This window comes from Streptacidiphilus neutrinimicus (assembly GCF_000787815.1).
Lineage (GTDB): Bacteria > Actinomycetota > Actinomycetes > Streptomycetales > Streptomycetaceae > Streptacidiphilus > Streptacidiphilus neutrinimicus.
The window spans coordinates 78,482-96,995 of the sequence record NZ_BBPO01000003.1 but is presented as its reverse complement, the minus strand read 5'-3'; the positions used below and the strand labels follow the sequence as shown (position 1 = coordinate 96,995).

The 18,514-nt window shown below is 72.4% G+C and carries 15 protein-coding genes; 5 read left to right on the top strand and 10 right to left on the bottom strand.

Annotated elements, in window-relative coordinates:
- Positions 1-59 precede the first annotated feature (59 nt).
- From TR48_RS03430 to TR48_RS03400, 7 genes are all read right to left on the bottom strand, one after another.
- On the bottom strand, positions 60-3,875 hold the full coding sequence (locus TR48_RS03430; RefSeq protein ID WP_063770895.1) for a DUF4082 domain-containing protein: 3,816 nt from the start codon (positions 3,873-3,875) through the stop codon (positions 60-62).
- A 152-nt stretch (positions 3,876-4,027) separates the two neighbouring features.
- Positions 4,028-5,143: a DegT/DnrJ/EryC1/StrS family aminotransferase gene (locus tag TR48_RS03425; protein ID WP_042364334.1), complete on the bottom strand. Its 1,116-nt coding sequence runs from the start codon at positions 5,141-5,143 to the stop codon at positions 4,028-4,030.
- Positions 5,144-5,243: 100 nt separating this feature from the next.
- A complete protein-coding gene (locus TR48_RS03420; RefSeq protein ID WP_042364333.1) occupies positions 5,244-5,978 on the bottom strand; it encodes a NeuD/PglB/VioB family sugar acetyltransferase in 735 nt (244 codons plus the stop codon).
- The gene (locus tag TR48_RS03415) at positions 5,975-7,123 is read right to left on the bottom strand and encodes a DegT/DnrJ/EryC1/StrS family aminotransferase (RefSeq protein ID WP_236651990.1); all 1,149 of its coding nucleotides are present in this window, start codon (positions 7,121-7,123) and stop codon (positions 5,975-5,977) included. Before TR48_RS03415 ends, TR48_RS03420 begins: the two co-directional genes overlap by 4 nt.
- The gene (locus TR48_RS03410) at positions 7,120-8,115 is read right to left on the bottom strand and encodes an NAD-dependent epimerase/dehydratase family protein (RefSeq protein WP_236651989.1); all 996 of its coding nucleotides are present in this window, start codon (positions 8,113-8,115) and stop codon (positions 7,120-7,122) included. Before TR48_RS03410 ends, TR48_RS03415 begins: the two co-directional genes overlap by 4 nt.
- Before the next feature lie 50 nt (positions 8,116-8,165).
- Complete coding sequence (locus TR48_RS03405) at positions 8,166-9,257, bottom strand: Gfo/Idh/MocA family protein (RefSeq protein WP_042364331.1); 1,092 nt, start codon at positions 9,255-9,257, stop codon at positions 8,166-8,168.
- 125 nt (positions 9,258-9,382) lie between these two features.
- Positions 9,383-10,825: an exopolysaccharide biosynthesis polyprenyl glycosylphosphotransferase gene (locus TR48_RS03400; RefSeq protein WP_084728736.1), complete on the bottom strand. Its 1,443-nt coding sequence runs from the start codon at positions 10,823-10,825 to the stop codon at positions 9,383-9,385.
- Positions 10,826-11,113: 288 nt separating this feature from the next.
- Here TR48_RS03400 and TR48_RS03395 point away from each other — a divergent pair, with 288 nt between their 5' ends.
- Both TR48_RS03395 and TR48_RS03390 read left to right on the top strand, forming a co-directional pair.
- Positions 11,114-11,992, top strand: coding sequence for a glycosyltransferase family 2 protein (locus TR48_RS03395; protein ID WP_042364330.1), 879 nt, complete (start codon positions 11,114-11,116; stop codon positions 11,990-11,992).
- A 49-nt stretch (positions 11,993-12,041) separates the two neighbouring features.
- On the top strand, positions 12,042-12,644 hold the full coding sequence (locus TR48_RS03390; protein ID WP_042364329.1) for an acyltransferase: 603 nt from the start codon (positions 12,042-12,044) through the stop codon (positions 12,642-12,644).
- Positions 12,645-12,789: 145 nt separating this feature from the next.
- Here TR48_RS03390 and rfbD read toward each other — a convergent pair whose 3' ends face one another.
- Entirely contained in the window at positions 12,790-13,650 is an 861-nt protein-coding gene (rfbD, locus tag TR48_RS03385) for a dTDP-4-dehydrorhamnose reductase (protein WP_042364448.1), read from the bottom strand.
- Between the two features lie 47 nt (positions 13,651-13,697).
- Positions 13,698-14,684, bottom strand: a complete 987-nt coding sequence (gene rfbB / locus TR48_RS03380) for a dTDP-glucose 4,6-dehydratase (RefSeq protein ID WP_042364328.1) — start codon at positions 14,682-14,684, stop codon at positions 13,698-13,700.
- A 146-nt stretch (positions 14,685-14,830) separates the two neighbouring features.
- On the opposite strand from rfbB, the gene rfbA reads away from it, so the two are divergent.
- The 3 genes from rfbA to TR48_RS03365 all read left to right on the top strand — a co-directional run bounded on the left by rfbA (position 14,831) and on the right by TR48_RS03365 (position 17,251).
- Positions 14,831-15,703 carry a glucose-1-phosphate thymidylyltransferase RfbA gene (gene rfbA / locus TR48_RS03375; protein WP_042364327.1) on the top strand — a complete coding sequence of 291 codons (873 nt, stop codon included), beginning with the start codon at positions 14,831-14,833 and terminating at the stop codon, positions 15,701-15,703.
- 5 nt (positions 15,704-15,708) lie between these two features.
- Positions 15,709-16,329 (top strand): dTDP-4-dehydrorhamnose 3,5-epimerase family protein, encoded by a 621-nt coding sequence (locus tag TR48_RS03370; protein WP_439654435.1) that lies wholly within the window; start codon positions 15,709-15,711, stop codon positions 16,327-16,329.
- A 187-nt stretch (positions 16,330-16,516) separates the two neighbouring features.
- Positions 16,517-17,251 carry a DUF7873 family protein gene (locus TR48_RS03365; RefSeq protein ID WP_042364325.1) on the top strand — a complete coding sequence of 245 codons (735 nt, stop codon included), beginning with the start codon at positions 16,517-16,519 and terminating at the stop codon, positions 17,249-17,251.
- Between the two features lie 412 nt (positions 17,252-17,663).
- Here the strand turns inward: TR48_RS03365 and TR48_RS03360 are convergent, their stop codons facing one another.
- Positions 17,664-18,473 (bottom strand): class I SAM-dependent methyltransferase, encoded by an 810-nt coding sequence (locus TR48_RS03360; protein ID WP_084728735.1) that lies wholly within the window; start codon positions 18,471-18,473, stop codon positions 17,664-17,666.
- Positions 18,474-18,514: the final 41 nt, after the last annotated feature.

The window sequence follows — 18,514 nt, the reverse complement described above, 5'->3', positions numbered from 1 at the left end:
GGGCCGGCTCCCCGCCGCCCGGTGGGTCGGAACGGAAGGGAACGGTGGGACGGGCTCGGTCAGACGAACATCGGCAGCATCAGGCCCGGCTCGAGCCGCCCCGGCGTCCAGTCGGCGAACCGGGCGAACTTCGGGAAGTTCACCGTGCCGGTGGCGGCGTGGTGCGGCAGGTGCGGACGCGGGTAGCCGGTGCTGAGCAGCCAGCTGCGGACCGCGACCTGGTGCCCGTGCTGGTCCGCCGCGGTGAGCGTGATCCGGTACGCGACGCCGTAGGCCAGCGGCCCGGCGGGCCGCAGACTGACCTGGTGGGTGGCCGGGTTGTAGCCGACGACGGCGGTGTAGCTGTCGTCGTCGGGCCAGTCGCCGACGGACGGGGTGGTGCTGATGTCCGCGTCGACGGTGGCCGGATCGGTGGTGGCGGGCAGGGTCGCGGTGAGCGGGTGGGTCGCGTCCACGATCCGGTTGGCGCCGGTCGGGTGCGCGCCCTTGCCGGAGCCGGACAGCGGCGCGGCCGAGAGCACCAGCCCCCCGGGCGCGGCCGCCGTGAGAGGGGCCGCGGCGCCCGCCATCGCCGTCCGGGTGGCCACCCCGCTGGTCCCGCTCGGCGAGAACACCGGGCTCACCCAGTAGTTGGCGGAGCCGGACGAGCCGGTCGGGAACGCGGACGTGCTGCCGTAGGTGTAGACGCCGTTCGGCGCGCCGCTCGCGTCGGCGGGGGCGGTCAGCGGGTAGGCCAGGTGGGCGCCGCTGAAGTACCCCTCGTCGGCCGCGTAGTTGCCGTGCGGGGCGTGGTAGGAGACCACGTAGGTGGTGTTGGCGCTGATCGCGACCGGGGAGGCGAAGGTGAGCGTCTGCCAGCCCGAGGCGGTCTCGTTGGTGAACGTGCCGGTGGCCAGCAGCGTCCCGGAGGACGACCACAGGCTGCCGGTGTGGGTGCCGGTGTTGCCGGTGCCCTTGTAGAAGGTGACGCCGGTGACGTTGCCGGCCTCGGCGGCCTGGAACCGGGCGCCCAGCTCCAGGGAGTTGGGGTCGGCGGTGGTGTCGGGCGTGCCCGGCACGGCAGTGGAGGGCCACAGCGCGCAGGGGCAGTTGGTCGCGGGCGGGGTGGTGCTGGTGGTGAACGTCCAGGTGACCGGCGCCGTCATGGCGTTGCCCCACAGGTCGGAGACCTGGACCGAGGCGGTGTAGACGGTGTTCAGGGCGAGCTGCGACGACGGGGTGAACGTCGCCACGTTGCCGGAGGTCACCGCCGCCGTCCCGGGCACGGCGCTGCCCTTCGGGTCCTTGACGGTGAAGGTCAGCGTGCTCTGGTCGACGCTCTCACTGAAGGTGGCGGACACCGGGCTGGTGATGGAGACGCCCGTCGCCCCGGACGTTGGAGACTGCGCGGTCACCGACGGCGGCGTGGTGCTGGCCGTCGAGGTGTCCAGGACCACGTCCACCCAGTAGTTGCTGCCGTTCGAGGCGGTCGACGGGAAGGCGCTGGTCGAGCCGTAGTGGTAGACGCCGTTGCCGCCCGACGCGCCGCCGCTCTGCGGCGCCGTGAGCGGGGCCAGGCCCGCGCTCTGGTTGCTGAAGTAGCCGCCGTCGTAGGAGTAGCCGCCGCTCGGTGCGAAGTAGGAGGCGACATAGGTGGTGTTGGGCTTGACCGGGACCGGGGAGGCGAAGTTCAGCTGCTGCCAGCCGGACGCGGTCTCGTTGGTGAAGGTGCCGGTGGCCAGCAGTTGGCCGCTCGCGGTCCACAGGTTGCCGGTGTGCGTGCCGGTGTTGGCGGTGGACTTGTAGAAGCGCACCGCGGTGATCGAACCCGGGCTGCTGGTCTGGAACTTGACGCCCAGCTCGACCGCGCCGCCGTCCCCGGAGTTGACCGTGCCGGGCACGGCGCTGGCGGGGAAGACGGTGCACGGGCACTGCTGGGGACCTACGGTGAGCGACAGGGTCGTGACGGCGCCGATGTTGGCGCTGTCGTCCTCGGCCCGGACCTGGACCTGCGCCGAGCCCTGCGCGGTCGGCGTCCAGGAGTAGCTCCACGACGTGAGCCCGGTGGCGGGGTTCCAGGTGTTCCCGCCGTCGGTGGACACCTCGACGCGGGCGACCACGCCCCCACCGTTGTCGGCGGCCGTCCCGGTGATCGTGACCGGCCTGAGCGCCGGGACGGTGCTGCCGCCGGACGGGCTGGTCACCGTGGCGGTGGGGCCGACGGTGTCGGTCGAGGCGCTCGCCGCGACCAGGCCGCTCTGCAGCGTCACCGGCTGCAGACCCATGTCCGCCAGGATGTTGACGGTGGCCTGCTGCATCCGGGCGTCTGCGGTGAACGTCTGCGTGCCGGTGGTCGGCACGTTGGTCAGGCCCCAGGACCACTGGACGGTGGCGGATCCGAAGACCAGCGCGTGCGAGGTCGGATCGCGGAACTCCACCAGCGAGTGCGTGGCGTTGCCGTTGCCGTAGAGGTTGCCCCAGTCCTCACGCAGCGTCTGGTTCTCCACGTCCACCGTGGTCGAGGAGAGGTCGATCTCACCGCTGGGACGGCTGGCGTCCGCCACGTCGCTGTCCCACTCGTAGCCGAGCGTGCCGGTCGGGAAGACGGCCGTCTGGGCGGGCGTGAGGCTCGCGACGGAGGTGTTGCGCCAGATCCGCAGCTTGGCGTAACTGCCCGGCACGGTGATGGCGTCGCTGCGGTACCCGTTGACCTGGAACAGACTGCCCGTGAGCGCGTTCTCCGGCTCGTAGGGCTGGTTGTACTTGGCGCTGGCCGGGTCCATCCAGGTGCCGGTCCAGGCGCCGCTGGGGTCCGGCACGCCGTCGGGCGTGGGGAACTCCAGCTTCGTCATCTTGTAGCAGACCAGGGTGCGGTTCGGGGTGTTCGTACTGTCGACGCTGGGCGCGAGCCTGGTCTTCCAGAACACCTCGTTCCCGCTGAAGAAGGCCTCGTTGACGCCGGCCTTGCGGGCGGCGAGGACGTTGTCGTACTGCGCCTGGTTCCAGTACTCGTCGTGGCCGTCGGACATGAAGACCTTGTGGTTCAGCAGCAGCGAACCGTTGGTCGACACGTCCAGCCCGGAGACGTAGCTGGCGTCGTATCCGTTCTGCTCGAGCCAGGAGATCATCTCGTACTCGGAGCCGTAGACGCCGTTGTCACCGCCGATGTCCAACGGGCGGTTGTAGCTGACCTGGTAGGCGCGGCCGTCGGGCGCGGGACCGTTGCCCTGGTAGAGGTTCTGGCCGCCCCACATGTTGTAGGCCTGCCAGGTCTCGTCGGAGGTCTGCACGACCAGGGCCGAGTGGCTGGAGTCGTCGCGGACCACGAACGGGTAGGGCATCAGGCCGTTGCCGTCGGTCTGGTCGAAGTTGGCGATGTAGAGACCGGAAACGGCGTCGCTCGGCACCGTCCAGCTGGCCGTGACCGGCCAACTGCCGCAGTCGACCAGCCCGGTGGTGGCGCTGCTGGTGCAGGACGCCACCTTGGTGGTGTAGTTCGCCGGGTAGGTCTGCGCGGCCTGCGCCGCGGTGGACATCTCCCGCGCTCCGTCACCGCCGTAGTAGCCGAGCCGGTAGATCTCCACGTGGTAGGAGACCGGCGACTGGATCTTGAACTGGATGGTGGAGCCCGGCGTCACGCTCTCCTGGGCGGAGAAGCCCTGGATGTCGCCCCACGCGTTGGGCGAGAACCAGTCGGACATCGGCGTGCCGGGCTTGGAGTTCTCGCAGACGATCGGATTGGAGCCGGTCCCGCACGGATCGGTCACGGCGTGGGCCGCAGTGCCCACGGTCAGCGGCAGGAGCAGGGCGGCCAGCGTCGCCAGGAGGGCGAGCAGGCCGATGCGGATGCGACGTCGGCTGGGCGTTGGTCGGTCGGTTCGGACGGTGCTCTTCATGGTTTCCCCGGGGTACAGCAGTTGGTGCGGCGAAACGCGGAGGCGGCGTCAGGGCCCTGACGTCGTCCGCAGGATGACGACGCCTCCCGGCGTCGCGTGACCAGTTCTCCTCGAGGTGGTGCCGTCGTGCTGTCCTGCGGTGGTGCGGCCCGTCAGCCCAGAGCGCCGGCCAGTGCGTCGACGACGCGCTGCTGCTGGTCGGCGGTGAGGTGCGGGTGGAGCGGGAGCGAGAGGATCTCCTCGGCGGCCCGCTCGGCCTGGGGGAAGGAGCCTCGACCGAGGCCCAGGTGGGCGAAGGCCGGGGTCAGGTGCACGGGCGTCGGGTAGTGGATCGCCGCGCCGACGCCTGCCGCGTTCAACTTGCCGACGACGGCGTCGCGGTCGGCGCCCGGAACACGCACCACGTACAGGTGCCACACGTGCTCGTTGCCCTCCGCGGCGGCGGGCAGCACGACCCGCCCTGCGGCGGCGAGCCCCGCCAGCAACTCCTCGTACCGGGCGGCGGCGTCGCGGCGCGCCTGGTTCCATCCGGCGAGGCGGGCCAGCTTGGCCCGCAGCACCACCGCCTGGAGGCCGTCGAGGCGGCTGTTGAAGCCCGCCAGGTCGTGGCGGTACTTGACCGTGCTGCCGTGGTTGGCCAGCGACCGCACCGTGGCGGCGAGTTCCGCGTCGTCGGTGAGCACCGCCCCCGCGTCGCCGTAGGCGCCCAGGTTCTTGCCCGGGTAGAAGCTGGTCGCGGCGATCCCGCCACAGCCGGGCGTGCGCCCGTTCCGGCTCGCGCCCTGGCTCTGCGCCGCGTCCTCGACCACGCGGACGTGCGCGGGCAGCGCGGCGGCGAGCTCGGCGGCGGCGGCCAGCTGGCCGTACAGGTGCACGGGCACGACGGCGCGCGTGGCCTGGCCGACGGCGTCGAGCGCCGCGTCCGGGTCGATGAGGTAGCTGTCCGGCAGACAGTCCACCAGCACCGGCACCGCGCCGAGGCGCGCGGTCGCGCCGGCGGTCGCGATGAAGGTGTTCGCGGGCAGCACGACCTCGTCCCCGGCGGTGACGCCTGCGGCGCGCAGCGCGAGCTCGACCGCGTCGGTGCCGTTGGCCACGCCCACGCAGTGCGCCACGCCGCCGAACGCGGCGTACTCCCGCTCGAACGCGGCGACTTCCTCCCCACCGACGAACGCGGTGCGCGCGAGCACGCGATCGAACCCGGCACGGACCTCGTCCGCGATCTCGGCATGCGCCGCGGCCAGGTCGACGAGGTGGATCTGGTCCATCGGTCGGTACTCCTGTCGTATTGGGGAGTTGCGCTATCCAGGGGCGCGGGGAACTGCGCGATCAACCACCCTGTGCGGACGGCCCTGCTCGTTCGGTGCGCTACGTGGGTGGGTGGCTTGTCGCGCCCACACGGCGGAGCCGCGGATCGGCAGAGCCTCGCGCCCCTGAGGCGTGCAACTCACTGAGAACCGGTTCCGGAACCGCGCGCAGCTTCCGCGCCGGGCTGCCGATCCAGACCTCGCCCGCCGGGAGATCCTGCAGCAGCAGCGCTCCGAGCCCCAGTTGGGACCACGCGCCCAGGCGCAGCCCCTCCCGGACCAGCGCGCCCGCGCCCACGTACGCGCCGCTGCCCACGGCGACGCCGCCGCCCAGGCGCACGCCGGAGGCGATCGTGGCGAAGTCCCCCACGGTGTCGTCGTGCGTCAGCACGACCTGCGGCATGACCGCCACGTGCGCGCCCACGCGCACCGCCGCCGTCAGCGCGCAGTGCGCCAGCAGCACCGTGCCGTGGCCGAGGGACGCGGTGTCGGCGACCGCCGCCGTGGGGTGGACCACAGTGCCGTAGCGCTGCTCAGGCAGCGCGAGGCGGCGGACCAGTCGGGCGCGCCCGGCCCAGTCCCGCGGGTTGCCGACGCAGACCACGACGGGAGCGTCCGGGTGGGCGTGCACGAGCTCGCTGCCGCCGAGGACCCAGGCCCCGTCGACCTCCGTGCCGTGCCGCGCGGGGTCGTCGTCCAGGTGGCCGAATACCGCGTCGGGGCCGTGCGCGGCGCGCGCGGCCTGCGCGGTCTCCCGCGCGAAGCCGCCCGCCCCCACGATCAGCAGGCCCTTCATCCGGGAACCTCCCGGACCAGCGCCGCGACCACGCGGTCCTGCTGCTGCTCCGTCATGGTGTGGAAGAGCGGCAGGATCAGCGAGTTGCGGGTGATCCGCTCGGTGACCGGCAGGTCGGCGTGCGGGTGGTCCGCGTAGGCGGGCTCCAGGTGGGCGGCCATGATGCCGCGCCGCGCCGAGATCCCGGCCTCGGCCAGGCCGGTCAGCACCGCATCGCGGCCCTTGGGCCAGCCGTCCTCCGGGAGCACCCAGTAGGACTGGAAGGTGGTGGTGCCGTGCGCGGGGTCGCGCACCGGTCGCAGACACGGAAGCCGTTCGGTGAGCAGCGCGTCGTAGCGGGCCGCGAGGGCCCGCCGACGCGCCACGACCTCGTCGAGCCTGCCGAGCTGGACCAGGCCGACCGCGGCCTGGATGTCCGTCATCCGGTAGTTGAAGCCGACCTCCAGGTACTGCTCCAGGACCGGCATGCGGCTGGCGTGACGCTCGGCGGCGGACGCGCTCATGCCGTGCTCGCGCAGCCGCCGCAGCCGGGCGGCGACCTCGGCGTCGTCGGTGGTGACCATGCCGCCCTCGCCGGTGGTGATCACCTTGCGCGGGTGGAAGGACCAGGCGGCGAGCAGCGCGCCCGCGCCCACGGGGCCGCCGGCGACGGTGGCGCCGATGGCGCAGGCCGCGTCCTCCACGATCGCGACGTCCCACGGGGCGCAGGCCTTGCGCACGCCCTCGACGTCCGCCGGCACGCCGCCCTGGTGGACCACGACGACGGCGCGGGTGCGCTCGGTGCGCACGGCGGCGATCGTCTCCGCCGTCAGGTTGCCGGTCGCCAGGTCCACGTCCGCGAAGACGGGCTCCGCGCCGACGTAGCGGACCGCGTTGGCCGTGGCGATGAAGGAGAGCGAGGGCACGACCACCTCGTCGCCGGGCCCGAGCCCGAGCGCGACCAGGCTCAGGTGCAGCGCGGTCGTGCAGGAGCTGACGGCGACGCCGTGCCCGGCGCCGACGCGCTCCGCGAAGGCTTGCTCGAAGGCGGCGACGCGGGGCCCCTGAGCGACCCAGCCGGATCTGACCGCTTCGGCGGCGGCCTGCGCCTCCTCCTCGCCGAGCCAGGGGATCATGACCGGGATCCGGTCCTCCGCCGCGCTCACGCGCCGGCCTCCTGTGCGGCCTGCGCGTCGCGCAGACGCTCGGCGCGCCACCAGGCGACCAGATCGGCGAGCCCGGCGCGCAGGTCGATCTCGGCCCGGAAGCCGAGCCGCTGGGCGGCGTTCTCGATCTCCGCGAGCCGCCGCGTCACGCCGTTGACCGCGCGGGCCGGCCCGTGGACCGGGGCGAGGTCGGATCCCATCGCCTCCAGCAGGCCCCGAGCCAGCCCGAGCAGGCTGGTCTCGGTGCCGCTGGCGACGTTGAAGACCTCGTCGGTCAGCTCCGACTCCGCCGCCAGCAGGTTGGCGCGGGCGATGTCGCGGACGTCGACGAAGTCCATGGTCTGGGTGCCGTCGCCGAGGATCAGCGGCGGCTCGCCGGCCTCGATCCGCTCCATCCAGCGGATCAGCACCTCGGTGTAGAGGCCGTGGATGTCCATCCGCGGCCCGTAGACGTTGAAGTAGCGCAGCGCCACGTAGTCCAGCCCGTACATGGCGTGGAAGCTGCGCAGCATGCCCTCGTTGAAGGCCTTGGCCGCGCCGTAGAAGGTGTCGTTGTTGTAGGGGTGGTGGCGCTCGGTGGTCGGGAAGCTCTCGGCAAGCCCGTAGACCGAGGCCGAGGAGGACGCGACGAGCTTGCTCACGCCCGCCTGGACGGCCGCCTCCAGGACGTTGAACGTGCCGTCGACCATCACCTCGTTGGCCAGCCGCGGTTCCTCCGCGCACTGGGTGATCCGGATCGCGGCGAGGTGGAAGACCAGCTCGGCGCCCTCGGTGGCCTTGCGGACGGTGTCCGCGTCACGGATGTCGCCGTCGATCACCTCCACGACGCCGCTCGGCAGCGCGGTGGCCAGGTTGGCCATCCGCCCGCGCACGAAGTTGTCGAGGACGGTGACCCTTTCCGCCCCCTGTTGCACCAGCAGGTCGACCACGTTCGAGCCGATGGTGCCCGCTCCGCCCGTCACCAGGATCCGCTTGCCGCGTACGCTGCCCAAGTCGCTTTCCTTCATGAGGTGTTGCCGGTTCTGGTTTCTGATAGAGCCGTTCAGTGGCCGGTGCGCAGGCCGACGACCGCGCCGTGGAAGGCGAGGCTGCGCGAGGCGGCCTCGAGGATGTCCAGCACACGCAGCCCGGCCCGGCCGTCGGTGAGCGGTGCGCGGCCGGTGGTGATGGCGTCGGCGAACTCCTCGACCATCGAGCGCAGCGCCTCCCGCTCGGCGAGCGCGGGCGCGACCATGTCGCCGGAGCGGTACGAGACGAGCATGTCCCGCCGCTCCTCCGCGCCGATCTCCTGCGGCGCGGCGAGGTCGACCCCGCGGTCGAAGACGGCGATGCGCTGCGCCGGGTTGAGGTCGTCCCAGACCAGCGTGCGCTTGGCGCCGCCGACCATGGTGGTGCGCACCTTGGTCGGTGAGAGCCAGTTGACGTGCACGTGGGCGATGGCGCCGGTGCTGAGCTGAAGTGTCAGATAGCCGATGCAGGCCTGGCCGGCGCCGATCGGGTCGGCGCCGTGGGCGGCCACGGCGACCGGCTGGACGTGCTCGGGCAGGATGAAGTCGAGGATGGACAGGTCGTGCGGGGCCAGGTCCCACAGGACGTCGATGTCCTTCTGCACCAGGCCCAGGTTGATCCGCACCGAGTCCACGTAGTGCAGCTCGCCCAGCTCGCCGCCGAGGACCAGCTCGCGGATCCGGGCCACGGCCGGGGTGTAGCAGTAGGTGTGATCGCACATCAGGGTGAGCCCGCGCTGCTCGGCCTCCTCGACCAGCCGCAGGCCGTCGGCGTAGGTGGCCGCGAGCGGCTTCTCCACCAGGACGTGCTTGCCCGCCCTGAGCGCGGCGAGCGCGACGTCGAGGTGGGTGCCGGCCGGGGTGGCCACGGCGACCGCGTCGACCTCCGGGTCCGCGAGCACCTCGCCGAGGTCGGCGGTGGCCTGGACGGTGGAGTAACCGCCGAGGACCCGGCGGGCCCTCTCGACGTCCAGGTCGCACAGCGCGCGCAGCCGGAACCGCTCGCTGCCCTGGAAGTTGCGCACCAGGTTGGGGCCCCAGTAGCCGGCCCCGACGACGGCGACCCCGAGCGGCTTGCGCTCGCCCTTCTTCGCCGTGCTGCCGCGCTGCGCTTCGCTCTGCTTCACCTGGGCGGTCCCCCTCGTCGGTCCGGATGCCGTGCCGTGCGCTGCCGTGTCTCGTGCCGCCGTGCCTTGTGTCGCCGTGCCTTGTGCCGCCGTGCCTTGTCCTGGTGAGTGCTCGGTGGGCCGCATCAGTAGGCCCCCGTCCCGCGCACCACGGCCGGGCCGGTGCGCCGCAGGATGTCCGCGTCCAGGGCGAGGGACCAGTTGTCGACGTAGGCCAGGTCCAGCCGGACGGCTTCCTCCCAGGGGAGATCCGACCGGCCGCTCACCTGCCACAGGCCGGTGAGTCCGGGCTTGACCAACAGCCGGCGTCGGATCTCGTTGGTGTAGCCGTCCGCCTCGGCCGGCAGCGAGGGACGCGGGCCGACCAGCGACATGTGTCCGGCCACCACGTTGATCAGCTGCGGGAGTTCGTCGATCGAGTAGCGGCGCAGGGCCGCGCCGACCCGGGTGATCCGCGGGTCCGCCTTGATCTTGAAAAGCAGTCCGTCGCTGTTCTGGTTGAGCTGTTCGAGCTTGGCTCTGCGCTGCTCCGCGTCCGTGTGCATGGTGCGGAACTTGAACATGGTGAAGTGGTTGCCGTACTGGCCCACGCGGCGCTGGCGGAACAGGGCCGGACCGGCGCTGTCCATCCGGACGACCAGCGAGACGGCCAGCATCAGCGGCGCGAGTGCGAGCAGCATCGCGGCGGCCAGCGACCGCTCCAGCAACTCCTTGGGGAAGCGGGCGCCACGGCCCAACTCCGGTGCGCGGACGCTGATCAGCGCCATGCCGTCGGCCACCCGCACCGACAGCCGGGACGCGGCGACGTCCGTGAGCAGCGGCGCGACCAGGAAGTCGGCCCCGGCCGCCGCGGCACTCCAGGAGAGGCGCCTCATGTCCGCCGCGCCGATCTGCGGCGTGGGGACCACGACGACGGCCCCGCAGTCGGTGTCGTGCAGGGCGTTCGGCAGCTCGTGCAGCCCGCCCCACACGTGCTCGGCCCAGGGGCCGAGCACTCCGGCCTGCTCCGGGTCGGTCAGGCAGAGCCCGGCGACGCGCAGCGCGCTGGTGGGCGCGCCGCCCAGCCGGGGCAGCAGTTCGAGCAGCCCCTCGGCCGAGCCGATCACGACGGCGGCCCGGTGCCGCCGCTCGGCGGCGAACCGCTGCAGCAGCCGTCGTCGCAGGACGAGCCGCACGGCGACCGCCACCAGGGCGACCGGGACGGCCGCCACCATCATGGAGTGCAGGAAGTCGTCGTCGCGCAGCAGCAGCCAGTAGCAGCTGACCGCGACGGCGGGCAGCGCGACGGCGCCGCGCAGCACCCGGCGGAACTCCTCGGGCCCCGCGCCGAGCGTGTCGGCGTCGTAGGCCCGGTATGCGCCCATGGCGAAGAGCCAGGCCGGCGGCAGGCCCAGGACCAGGGCCCAGTGCCGGTGCTCGCTATGGATCAACAGGCCCGCCACCAGGGCGGCCAGACCGTCAGCGGCCAGCAGTGTGCGCCGATAGGTGCGCAGCCACTGGCGGCGTCGTGCGTTGCCCTGCGTGCGATTGGTCTGATGATGGCCGTGTGTAATCGGTCCGACGATCATGCACCCCCCCGGGATTCCGGCTCGTGCCTCAGCTCGCGTTGTCGCATCCGAACTGGTCGAACAGCTGGATCTGTCGCCGTACAAGATGTCGTGCAAGAGTGGTGCCGAAGCCCAAGGGCCGTGCGCGTCGGCCCCCAACCCCCCTGGGTACGGAATAGGTCAAGGGCTGGTAAACCCCCGCCTTACCGGCGCTCGCGCAGCAATCTAGAGCATGCAGGCACAACAACGGGAAAGAATCGGATACTTCGTGATTCTCGTGCCGCAAGTTCTGGCCATACTGCGTATGTGATGTACGAGACTCGTGAAGACATCAGCCTGGTCATCCCCGCCCATAACGAGGAGCGGGTCGTCGGCCGCCTCCTCGACGCGCTGCTGGCCGGCGGCCCGGACGGGCTCGACATCGTCGTGGTCTGCAACGGCTGCACGGACGCCACGGCGGAGACCGCCCGCTCGCGGGGTCCGGCCGTGCGCGTGGTCGAGCTCGAACAGCCGTCCAAGCACCGCGCGTTGAGGGCGGGCGACGAACACGCGAAGGGATTCCCCCGGCTCTACGTCGACGCCGACGTGGTCCTCTCCGGCACGGACGCACGCCGAGTTGCGGCAGCCCTGCGGACCCCCGGCGTCCTCGCCGCCGCACCGGAGCGGGAGCTGCCGCTGGACGCCAGCGACTGGCGCGTGCGGGCCTTCTACCGGGTCTGGCTGCGACTGCCGACGGTCCGCCAAGGACTGTTCGGGCGCGGCGTGGTGGCGGTCTCCGAGGAGGGCCACGCGCGCCTGGTCGCGCTGCCCGAGCTGATGGCCGATGACCTGGCCTTCTCCCTCGCATTCCGCCCCGAGGAGCGACAGGTCGTGCCCGAGGCACGCGTGGTCGTCCAGCCCCCGCGCAACTGGCCGGATCTGATGCGTCGTCGCATTCGTGCGATGACCTCCACCGTGCAACTGGAGCACCACCAGCGCAGGAGCGGCACACCGGCGCACGGGGACAGCGCCGCGAGCGCTCGTACGAGCCTGGGCGACCTGCGCACGCTGGTGCGCGCCGAACCGCGCCTGCTGCCCTCCGTCGTCGTCTTCGCCGCCACCGCCGTCCTGGCCCGACGCGCCGCGCGCCGCGCGATCCGCGCGGGCGACTTCGCCACCTGGCTGCGGGACGAGAGCAGCCGTTCCTGACCACCCGGCGCGCACCGTTCCTTCTTGTCCTTCTTGGGAGAGACCGCACATGAGCGAATCCGTCAGCATCCGCGCCACCGCCCAGGTCGACCCCTCCGCCGAGGTCGGCGACGGCACGACGGTCTGGGATCTCGCGCAGATCCGGGAGAAGGCCGTGCTCGGCCGGGAGTGCATCATCGGCCGCGGCGCGTACGTCGGCCCCGGCGTCCGGCTCGGCGACCGCGTCAAGCTGCAGAACCACGCCCTGGTCTACGAGCCGGCCGTGCTGGGCGACGGCGTCTTCGTCGGTCCCGCGGCGGTGTTCACCAACGACCACTTCCCCCGCTCGGTCACCCCGGACGGCAGGCTGAAGCGCGGCGAGGACTGGGAGGCCGTGGCCGTCGTGGTCGAGGAGGGCGCGTCCGTAGGCGCCCGCTCGGTCTGCGTGGCCCCCGTCCGCATCGGCCGCTGGTCCCTGATCGCCGCGGGCGCGGTGGTCACCCGCGACGTCCCACCCTTCGCCCTCATGGCCGGCGTCCCCGCCCGTCGGATCGCCTGGGTCGGCCGCGAGGGCTCCCGCCTCACCGAATCCCCGGCCCACCCAGGCCTCTGGACCTGCCCGGCAACGGGGGCCCGCTACGAGGAGCACGACGGCCTGCTCACCGAGCTCTGAGCCGCCCAGACCGGCCCACCCCGGGCGCCACCCCGGCGCCACGCCGAGGGCCATCGCCTACCCGCCACGTCGGCCCTCGACGTGGCGGGGTGCCGGCAGCGGGCCCGCAACGGTGGCGTCGGCCCGCTGCCCGGGCCGGGCGGCCTCAGCCTCGGGCTTTGGCGGCCAGTTCCTGGAAGGCCGGCTGCTGGAGGGCGAGGACGAGGGAGTCCTCCCAGTGGGGCTGGGCCGGGACGCCGGTGGCGGGCCAGCGGTGGTGGGCCAGGACGCTGTAGGTGGGGCGGACCGCGGGGCGGGGGAAGGCGGAGGTGGTGGTCGGGTGGACGCGGGCCGGGTCGAGGCCCGCGTGGGTGAAGACCGCGCGGGCGAGGCCGTGCCAGGTGGTGCGGCCGCCGGACGTGCCGTGGTAGACGCCGGGCGGGGCCTCGCCCGCCACCGCGGCGCGGCCGAGGGCGACGAGCTGACGGGCGAGCGGGACGGTCCACGTCGGCTGGCCGTGCTGGTCGTCGACGACGTCGACGCGCGGCCGCTCCGCGGCCAGCCGCAGCATCGTGGCGACGAAGTTCCCGCCGTGCTCCCCGTAGAGCCAGGCCGTGCGGACGACGTAACCCGCCTCCGGCAGGCGCTCCGCGAGCAGCCGCTCGCCGAGCAGCTTGCTGCGGCCGTACGCGTTCGGCGGACCCGTCGGCGCGTCCTCCGGCTGCGGCTCCGGGGACGCGCCCGGCAGCACGTAGTCCGTCGAGAGCTGGAGCAGCCGCGCGCCGCCGCGCGCGCACGCGTCGGCCAGCAGGCCCACCGCGTGGCCGTTCACGGCGTCGGCCCGCGACGCCTCGCTCTCGGCGCCGTCGACGTTCGTGTAGGCGGCGCAGTTGACGACCACGTCGTGCCCGGCGACGGCAGCCCGCACGGCGGACGCGTCGGTGATGTCCAGGGCCGCGCGGTCCGCCGCGGTGACCCGGTCCTCCCCCGCCTGCGCCAGCGCCGCGCACAGGTCCCGCCCGAGCATGCCTCCCGCGCCGGTGACCAGCCAGCGCGCGCCGCCCTCCGACGCCGTCACCGTTCCGCCACCCGGCGCCTGAGCGGCTCCCACCAGGCGCGGTTCTCGCGGTACCAGGCGACGGTCCCGGCGAGGCCCTGCTCGAAGCCGACCTGCGGCTCGTAGCCCAACTCGTGCCTGGCCTTGCCGATGTCGAGGGAGTAGCGCAGATCGTGGCCCTTGCGGTCCTCCACGGGGACGACCCGGTCCCAGTCCGCGCCGGTCGCCTCCAGCAGCAGGCGAGTCAGCTCACGGTTTGTCAGTTCACGCCCGCCACCGATGTGGTAGACCTCCCCGGCGCGGCCTTTGAGCAGCGCCAGCGCGATCCCGCGACAGTGGTCGGAGACGTGCAGCCAGTCGCGCACGTTGGCGCCCGTCCCGTACAGCGGCACCGTGCCGCCGTCCAGGAGGTTCGTGGTGAACAGCGGGATGACCTTCTCCGGGAACTGGTACGGCCCGTAGTTGTTGGAGCAGCGGGTGACCACGACGTCCGCGCCGTGGGTACGGTGGTGGGCCAGCGCCATCAGGTCGGACGACGCCTTCGAGGCCGCGTACGGGGAGTTCGGCGCGAGCGGCCAGTCCTCCGTCCAGGAGCCCTCGGCGATGGAGCCGTAGACCTCGTCGGTGGAGACGTGCAGGAACCGGCCCACCCGGTGGCGGCGGGCCGCGTCCAGCAGGACCTGCGTGCCCAGCACGTTGGTGGTGACGAAGGGCACCGCGCCGGTGATCGACCGGTCCACGTGGGACTCCGCGGCGAAGTGCACCACCGCGTCCTGCCCGGCGGTCACCTCGTCGACCACGTGCGGGTCGCAGATGTCGCCCTCGACGAAGGTGAACCCCGGATGGCCCTCGACCGGGGCCAGATTGGCGCGCACGCCCGAGTAGGTGAGCTTGTCCAGGACGGTGACGCGCGCGCCGTGGAGCGGGGCCCCGGTCGCGGTGAGTGTCTGCCGGACGAACTCCGAACCGATGAAACCGGCGCCGCCGGTGACCAGAATCCGCATAGTGCCGCCAGCATAGGCAGAACGCCCTCGCGGCCGGGGCGGAACGCCCGCGCGGAGTGGATGAACGTCCGGCGCCGCGGATGAACATCCGTCCGCATCCGCCGAACACCCCTGATTGGTCATCAACTGCCGCTAGCGTGTGCGATATGCGCGGAATCCTTCTCGCGGGCGGCACCGGCAGCAGGTTGTGGCCGCTGACCCGGTCCGTGTCCAAGCAGCTCATGCCCGTCTACGACAAGCCGATGGTCTACTACCCGTTGGCCACCCTGCTGATGGCGGGCGTCCAGGAGATCCTGGTGCTCACCGCGCCCGACGACCAGGAGCAGTTCCGTCGGCTCCTCGGCGACGGCTCCCAGTGGGGCGTCCGGCTGGAGTACCAGGTGCAGCAGCGCCCCGAAGGCATCGCGCAGGCCTTCGTCCTCGGCGCGGACTTCATCGGCGGCGAGGCCGTGGCGCTGATCCTCGGCGACAACATCTTCCACGGCAGCGGGCTCGGCACCCGGCTCGCGGAGAACAAGGGGCTGGACGGCGGCCACATCTTCGCCTATCCGGTCGCCGACCCGTCCGCGTTCGGCGTCGTCGAGTTCGACGAGACCGGGACGGTGCTCTCGATCGAGGAGAAGCCCGCCCGTCCGCGCTCCCGCTACGCGGTGCCGGGGCTGTACTTCTACGACAACGACGTGGTCGACCTGGCCCGGCAGCTGCGGCCCAGCGCCCGCGGCGAGCTGGAGATCACCGATATCAACCGGGCCTACCTGGACGAGCGCCGGCTCCGGGTGAGCCGTCTGGACCGCGGCACCGTCTGGCTCGACACCGGGACCTTCGAGTCGCTGGTCCAGGCCGCCGAGTACGTGCGGGTCATCGAGCAGCGGCAGGGCCTGAAGGTCGGCTGCGTCGAGGAGATCGCGTGGCGCATGGGCTACATCGACGACGCGCGCCTGGAGCAACTCGCCCAGCCGCTGACGCGCAGCGGCTACGGCACCTACCTGATGGACCTGCTGGCCACCGGAGGCTCGTGATGAAGATCCGCCCACTCGCCGTCGAAGGCGCCTGGGAGATCATCCCGCAGCAGCACGCCGACCCGCGCGGCAGCTTCCTGGAGTGGTACCGGCCCGACCGTCTGGCCGAGGCCGGGATCAGCCCGTTCCCGACCGCGCAGGCCAACCTGTCCGTCTCCGCCGCGGACGTGGTCCGCGGCGTGCACTTCGCCGACGTGCCGCCGGGCCAGGCCAAGTACGTCACCTGCGTGGCGGGCGCGGCGTGGGACGTGGTGGTGGACCTGCGCGTCGGCTCGCCGACGTTCGGGCGGTGGGATGCGGTGCTGCTCGACACGGTCGACCGCCGTGCGGTGCACCTGGCCGAGGGCCTCGGCCACGCCTTCTGCTCCCTCGCGGACGGCACCACGGTGGTCTACTTCTGCTCCGAGACGTACGCGCCGCAGCGCGAGCACACCGTGCACCCGCTCGACCCCGACCTCGCCATCGTCTGGCCCGTCGCCTCGCCGCTCCTCTCCGACCGCGACGCCGCCGCCCCGACCCTCGCCGACCTCCTCGCGGCAGACCGCCTCCCCCGCTACGCCGCCACCGGAAATTCGCTGGCGACGTCAGCTGCGGCGTCCCTAACCTCGTCCCAGCGGACGTCGTAAGGACAGAAGGACGCCCGCGCCGAGCGTCGAGTGCCGGGACACAACGGAGCCTGCGGGAGGGCCCGACAGGACGGGGGCGCGACGCCAGCCCCGTCCTGCCGGACCCTCCTGGCTCTGGCCGGATGGCTCGCGGGGTTCGATTCCCCGGCGGCGCACCGATGAAGAACCACCCACGGGGGAACCACGCATGGGCACCAAGCTGAACCAGATCATCGCCGTCGAGAAGGGCGTCAAGGCCAAGGCCTTCGCCGATCTCACCCAGGCGCACCACGACGTGCAGAAGGCCACGCTGCTGACCGGCATCGCGCGGACCTACCAGCCGCGCGACGAGGAAGGCGAGATGTTCCCGCCGGAGTCGACGCGGGTGCAGGTCCACGCCGAGGACGTGCTGCGCACCACCGCGGCCTCGCTGACGCGGCTGTTCGACGTCACCGCGACGAAGGACTGGGCGAACTGCGAGGCGCGGGCGGACGTGACGGTCGACGGCCGGGTGCTGCTGACGGCGGTGCCGGTGAGCTACCTGCTGTTCCTGGAGAAGCAGTTGGTGGACCTGCACACCTTCGTCAAGAAGCTGCCGGTGCTGGACGCCGCCGAGACCTGGAACCGCGACGAGTCCACGGACAGCTGGCGCACCGAGCCGGTCAAGACCAACCGCACCAAGAAGGTCTACCGCAACCACGTGAAGGCCGAGGCCACCGAGAAGCACCCGGCCCAGGTCGAGGTCTACACCGAGGATGTGACGATCGGTTACTGGACCACGGTGAAGTTCTCCGGCGCCCTGCCGGCGCGGCGCGTCAACGAGCTGCTGGAGCGCGTCGAGCGACTCCAGCAGGCGGTCAAGTTCGCCCGCGAGGAGGCCAACGGCACCGAGGTGCAGGACCAGCGGATCGGTGACGCGGTCTTCGGGTTCCTCTTCGCCTAGCAGACACAGACTCCCCGCCCCCGGTGGGCGGGGTGCGCCAGGAGCGCAAGCTGAAGCTGAAGCTTGTCGTGACGAACGCGGTCCAGCGGAGGTTCGAGTCCTCCTCCCGGCACTTCGCGCCGGGGTAGCCCAACGACGGTAGAGGCAGCCGCGATCAATCTCAGACTCTCGCTCCAGACTCAGCATCCGCCACCCGGCGTCGGATCGACCGAGTACGGGCAGCACTTGCCGGATGCAGGTTCAACTCCTGCTCTCCGCTCCAGCATGCGGAGGTAGTTCAAAGGGAGAACACGGCGACCTGAGGATGACCCGCACTCTTAAACGTGCCGACGCCTCCAGAGGTGGCACCACGAGGCCCGGGAGCCGGATATGCTCCCGGGTCTCACTTATGCGCTGTCGCGCTGACGCCTGCTCAGACCCTGGCCCAGCACTGGACCATGGTGAAGGTCGTGCCGCGCCGGCCGGGCGCGGCCAGCTCCGCCTCCGCCTCCGCCAGCAGCGCGTCCAGCTCGCCCGCGTCGGTTACAGCCACCAGTCGTTCCCGGAGCGCCTGGGCCAGGTCCAGCGGCATGCGCAGGTAGGGATGCCCGGGGGCGAGTTGCAGCACCTCGGTGCGGACGCGCGGGTTGAGGCCGCGTGCGTGCAGCAGCTCGGGGAGGGCGCGGCCGGCGTCCATGTCGCCGCCGGACGCGCGGAACGCCTGTGCCAGCAGCTCGATCACCCGCTCCGCGGCCGGCGCCGGGGCCTCGAAGCGCCAGCTGCGGCAGTCCGGCTCCTCCAGGGCGAGCACCCCGCCGGGGGCCAGCAGCGCGAGGTGGCTGCTGAGCTGCTTCTCCGCCCGGCCCAGGGGCGCGAGCATCAACCGGGCGTGGACGAGGTCGAAGCCGTGCCGCTCCAGCTTGGAGACGAACAGGTCGTCCACCAGCAGCCGCACGTTGAGCAGCTTGTCGCGCTCGGCGACGCCCGCGGCGCGCTCCAGCAGCGCCTTGTCGATGTCCGAGCCCAGCACCGAGCCGGTGTCGCCGGTCCAGGAGCTCAGCAGCCGCAGCCAGCCGAGGGCCCCGCATCCGACGTCGAGCGCCCGGCGGCCGTGGCCGTCGGCACCGATCTGCTCAAGCAGCCTCCGGCCGGCCGGCTCCCAGACCTCCGACTGGAGCAGCAGGCGGTCCAGCTCCAGCTCCGAGGCCTGACCAGCCTGACCAGCCAACAGGTAATCGCTCATGGCGTCCCCAACCCGAACCCTCGGTACCGGCGGTCCAACCG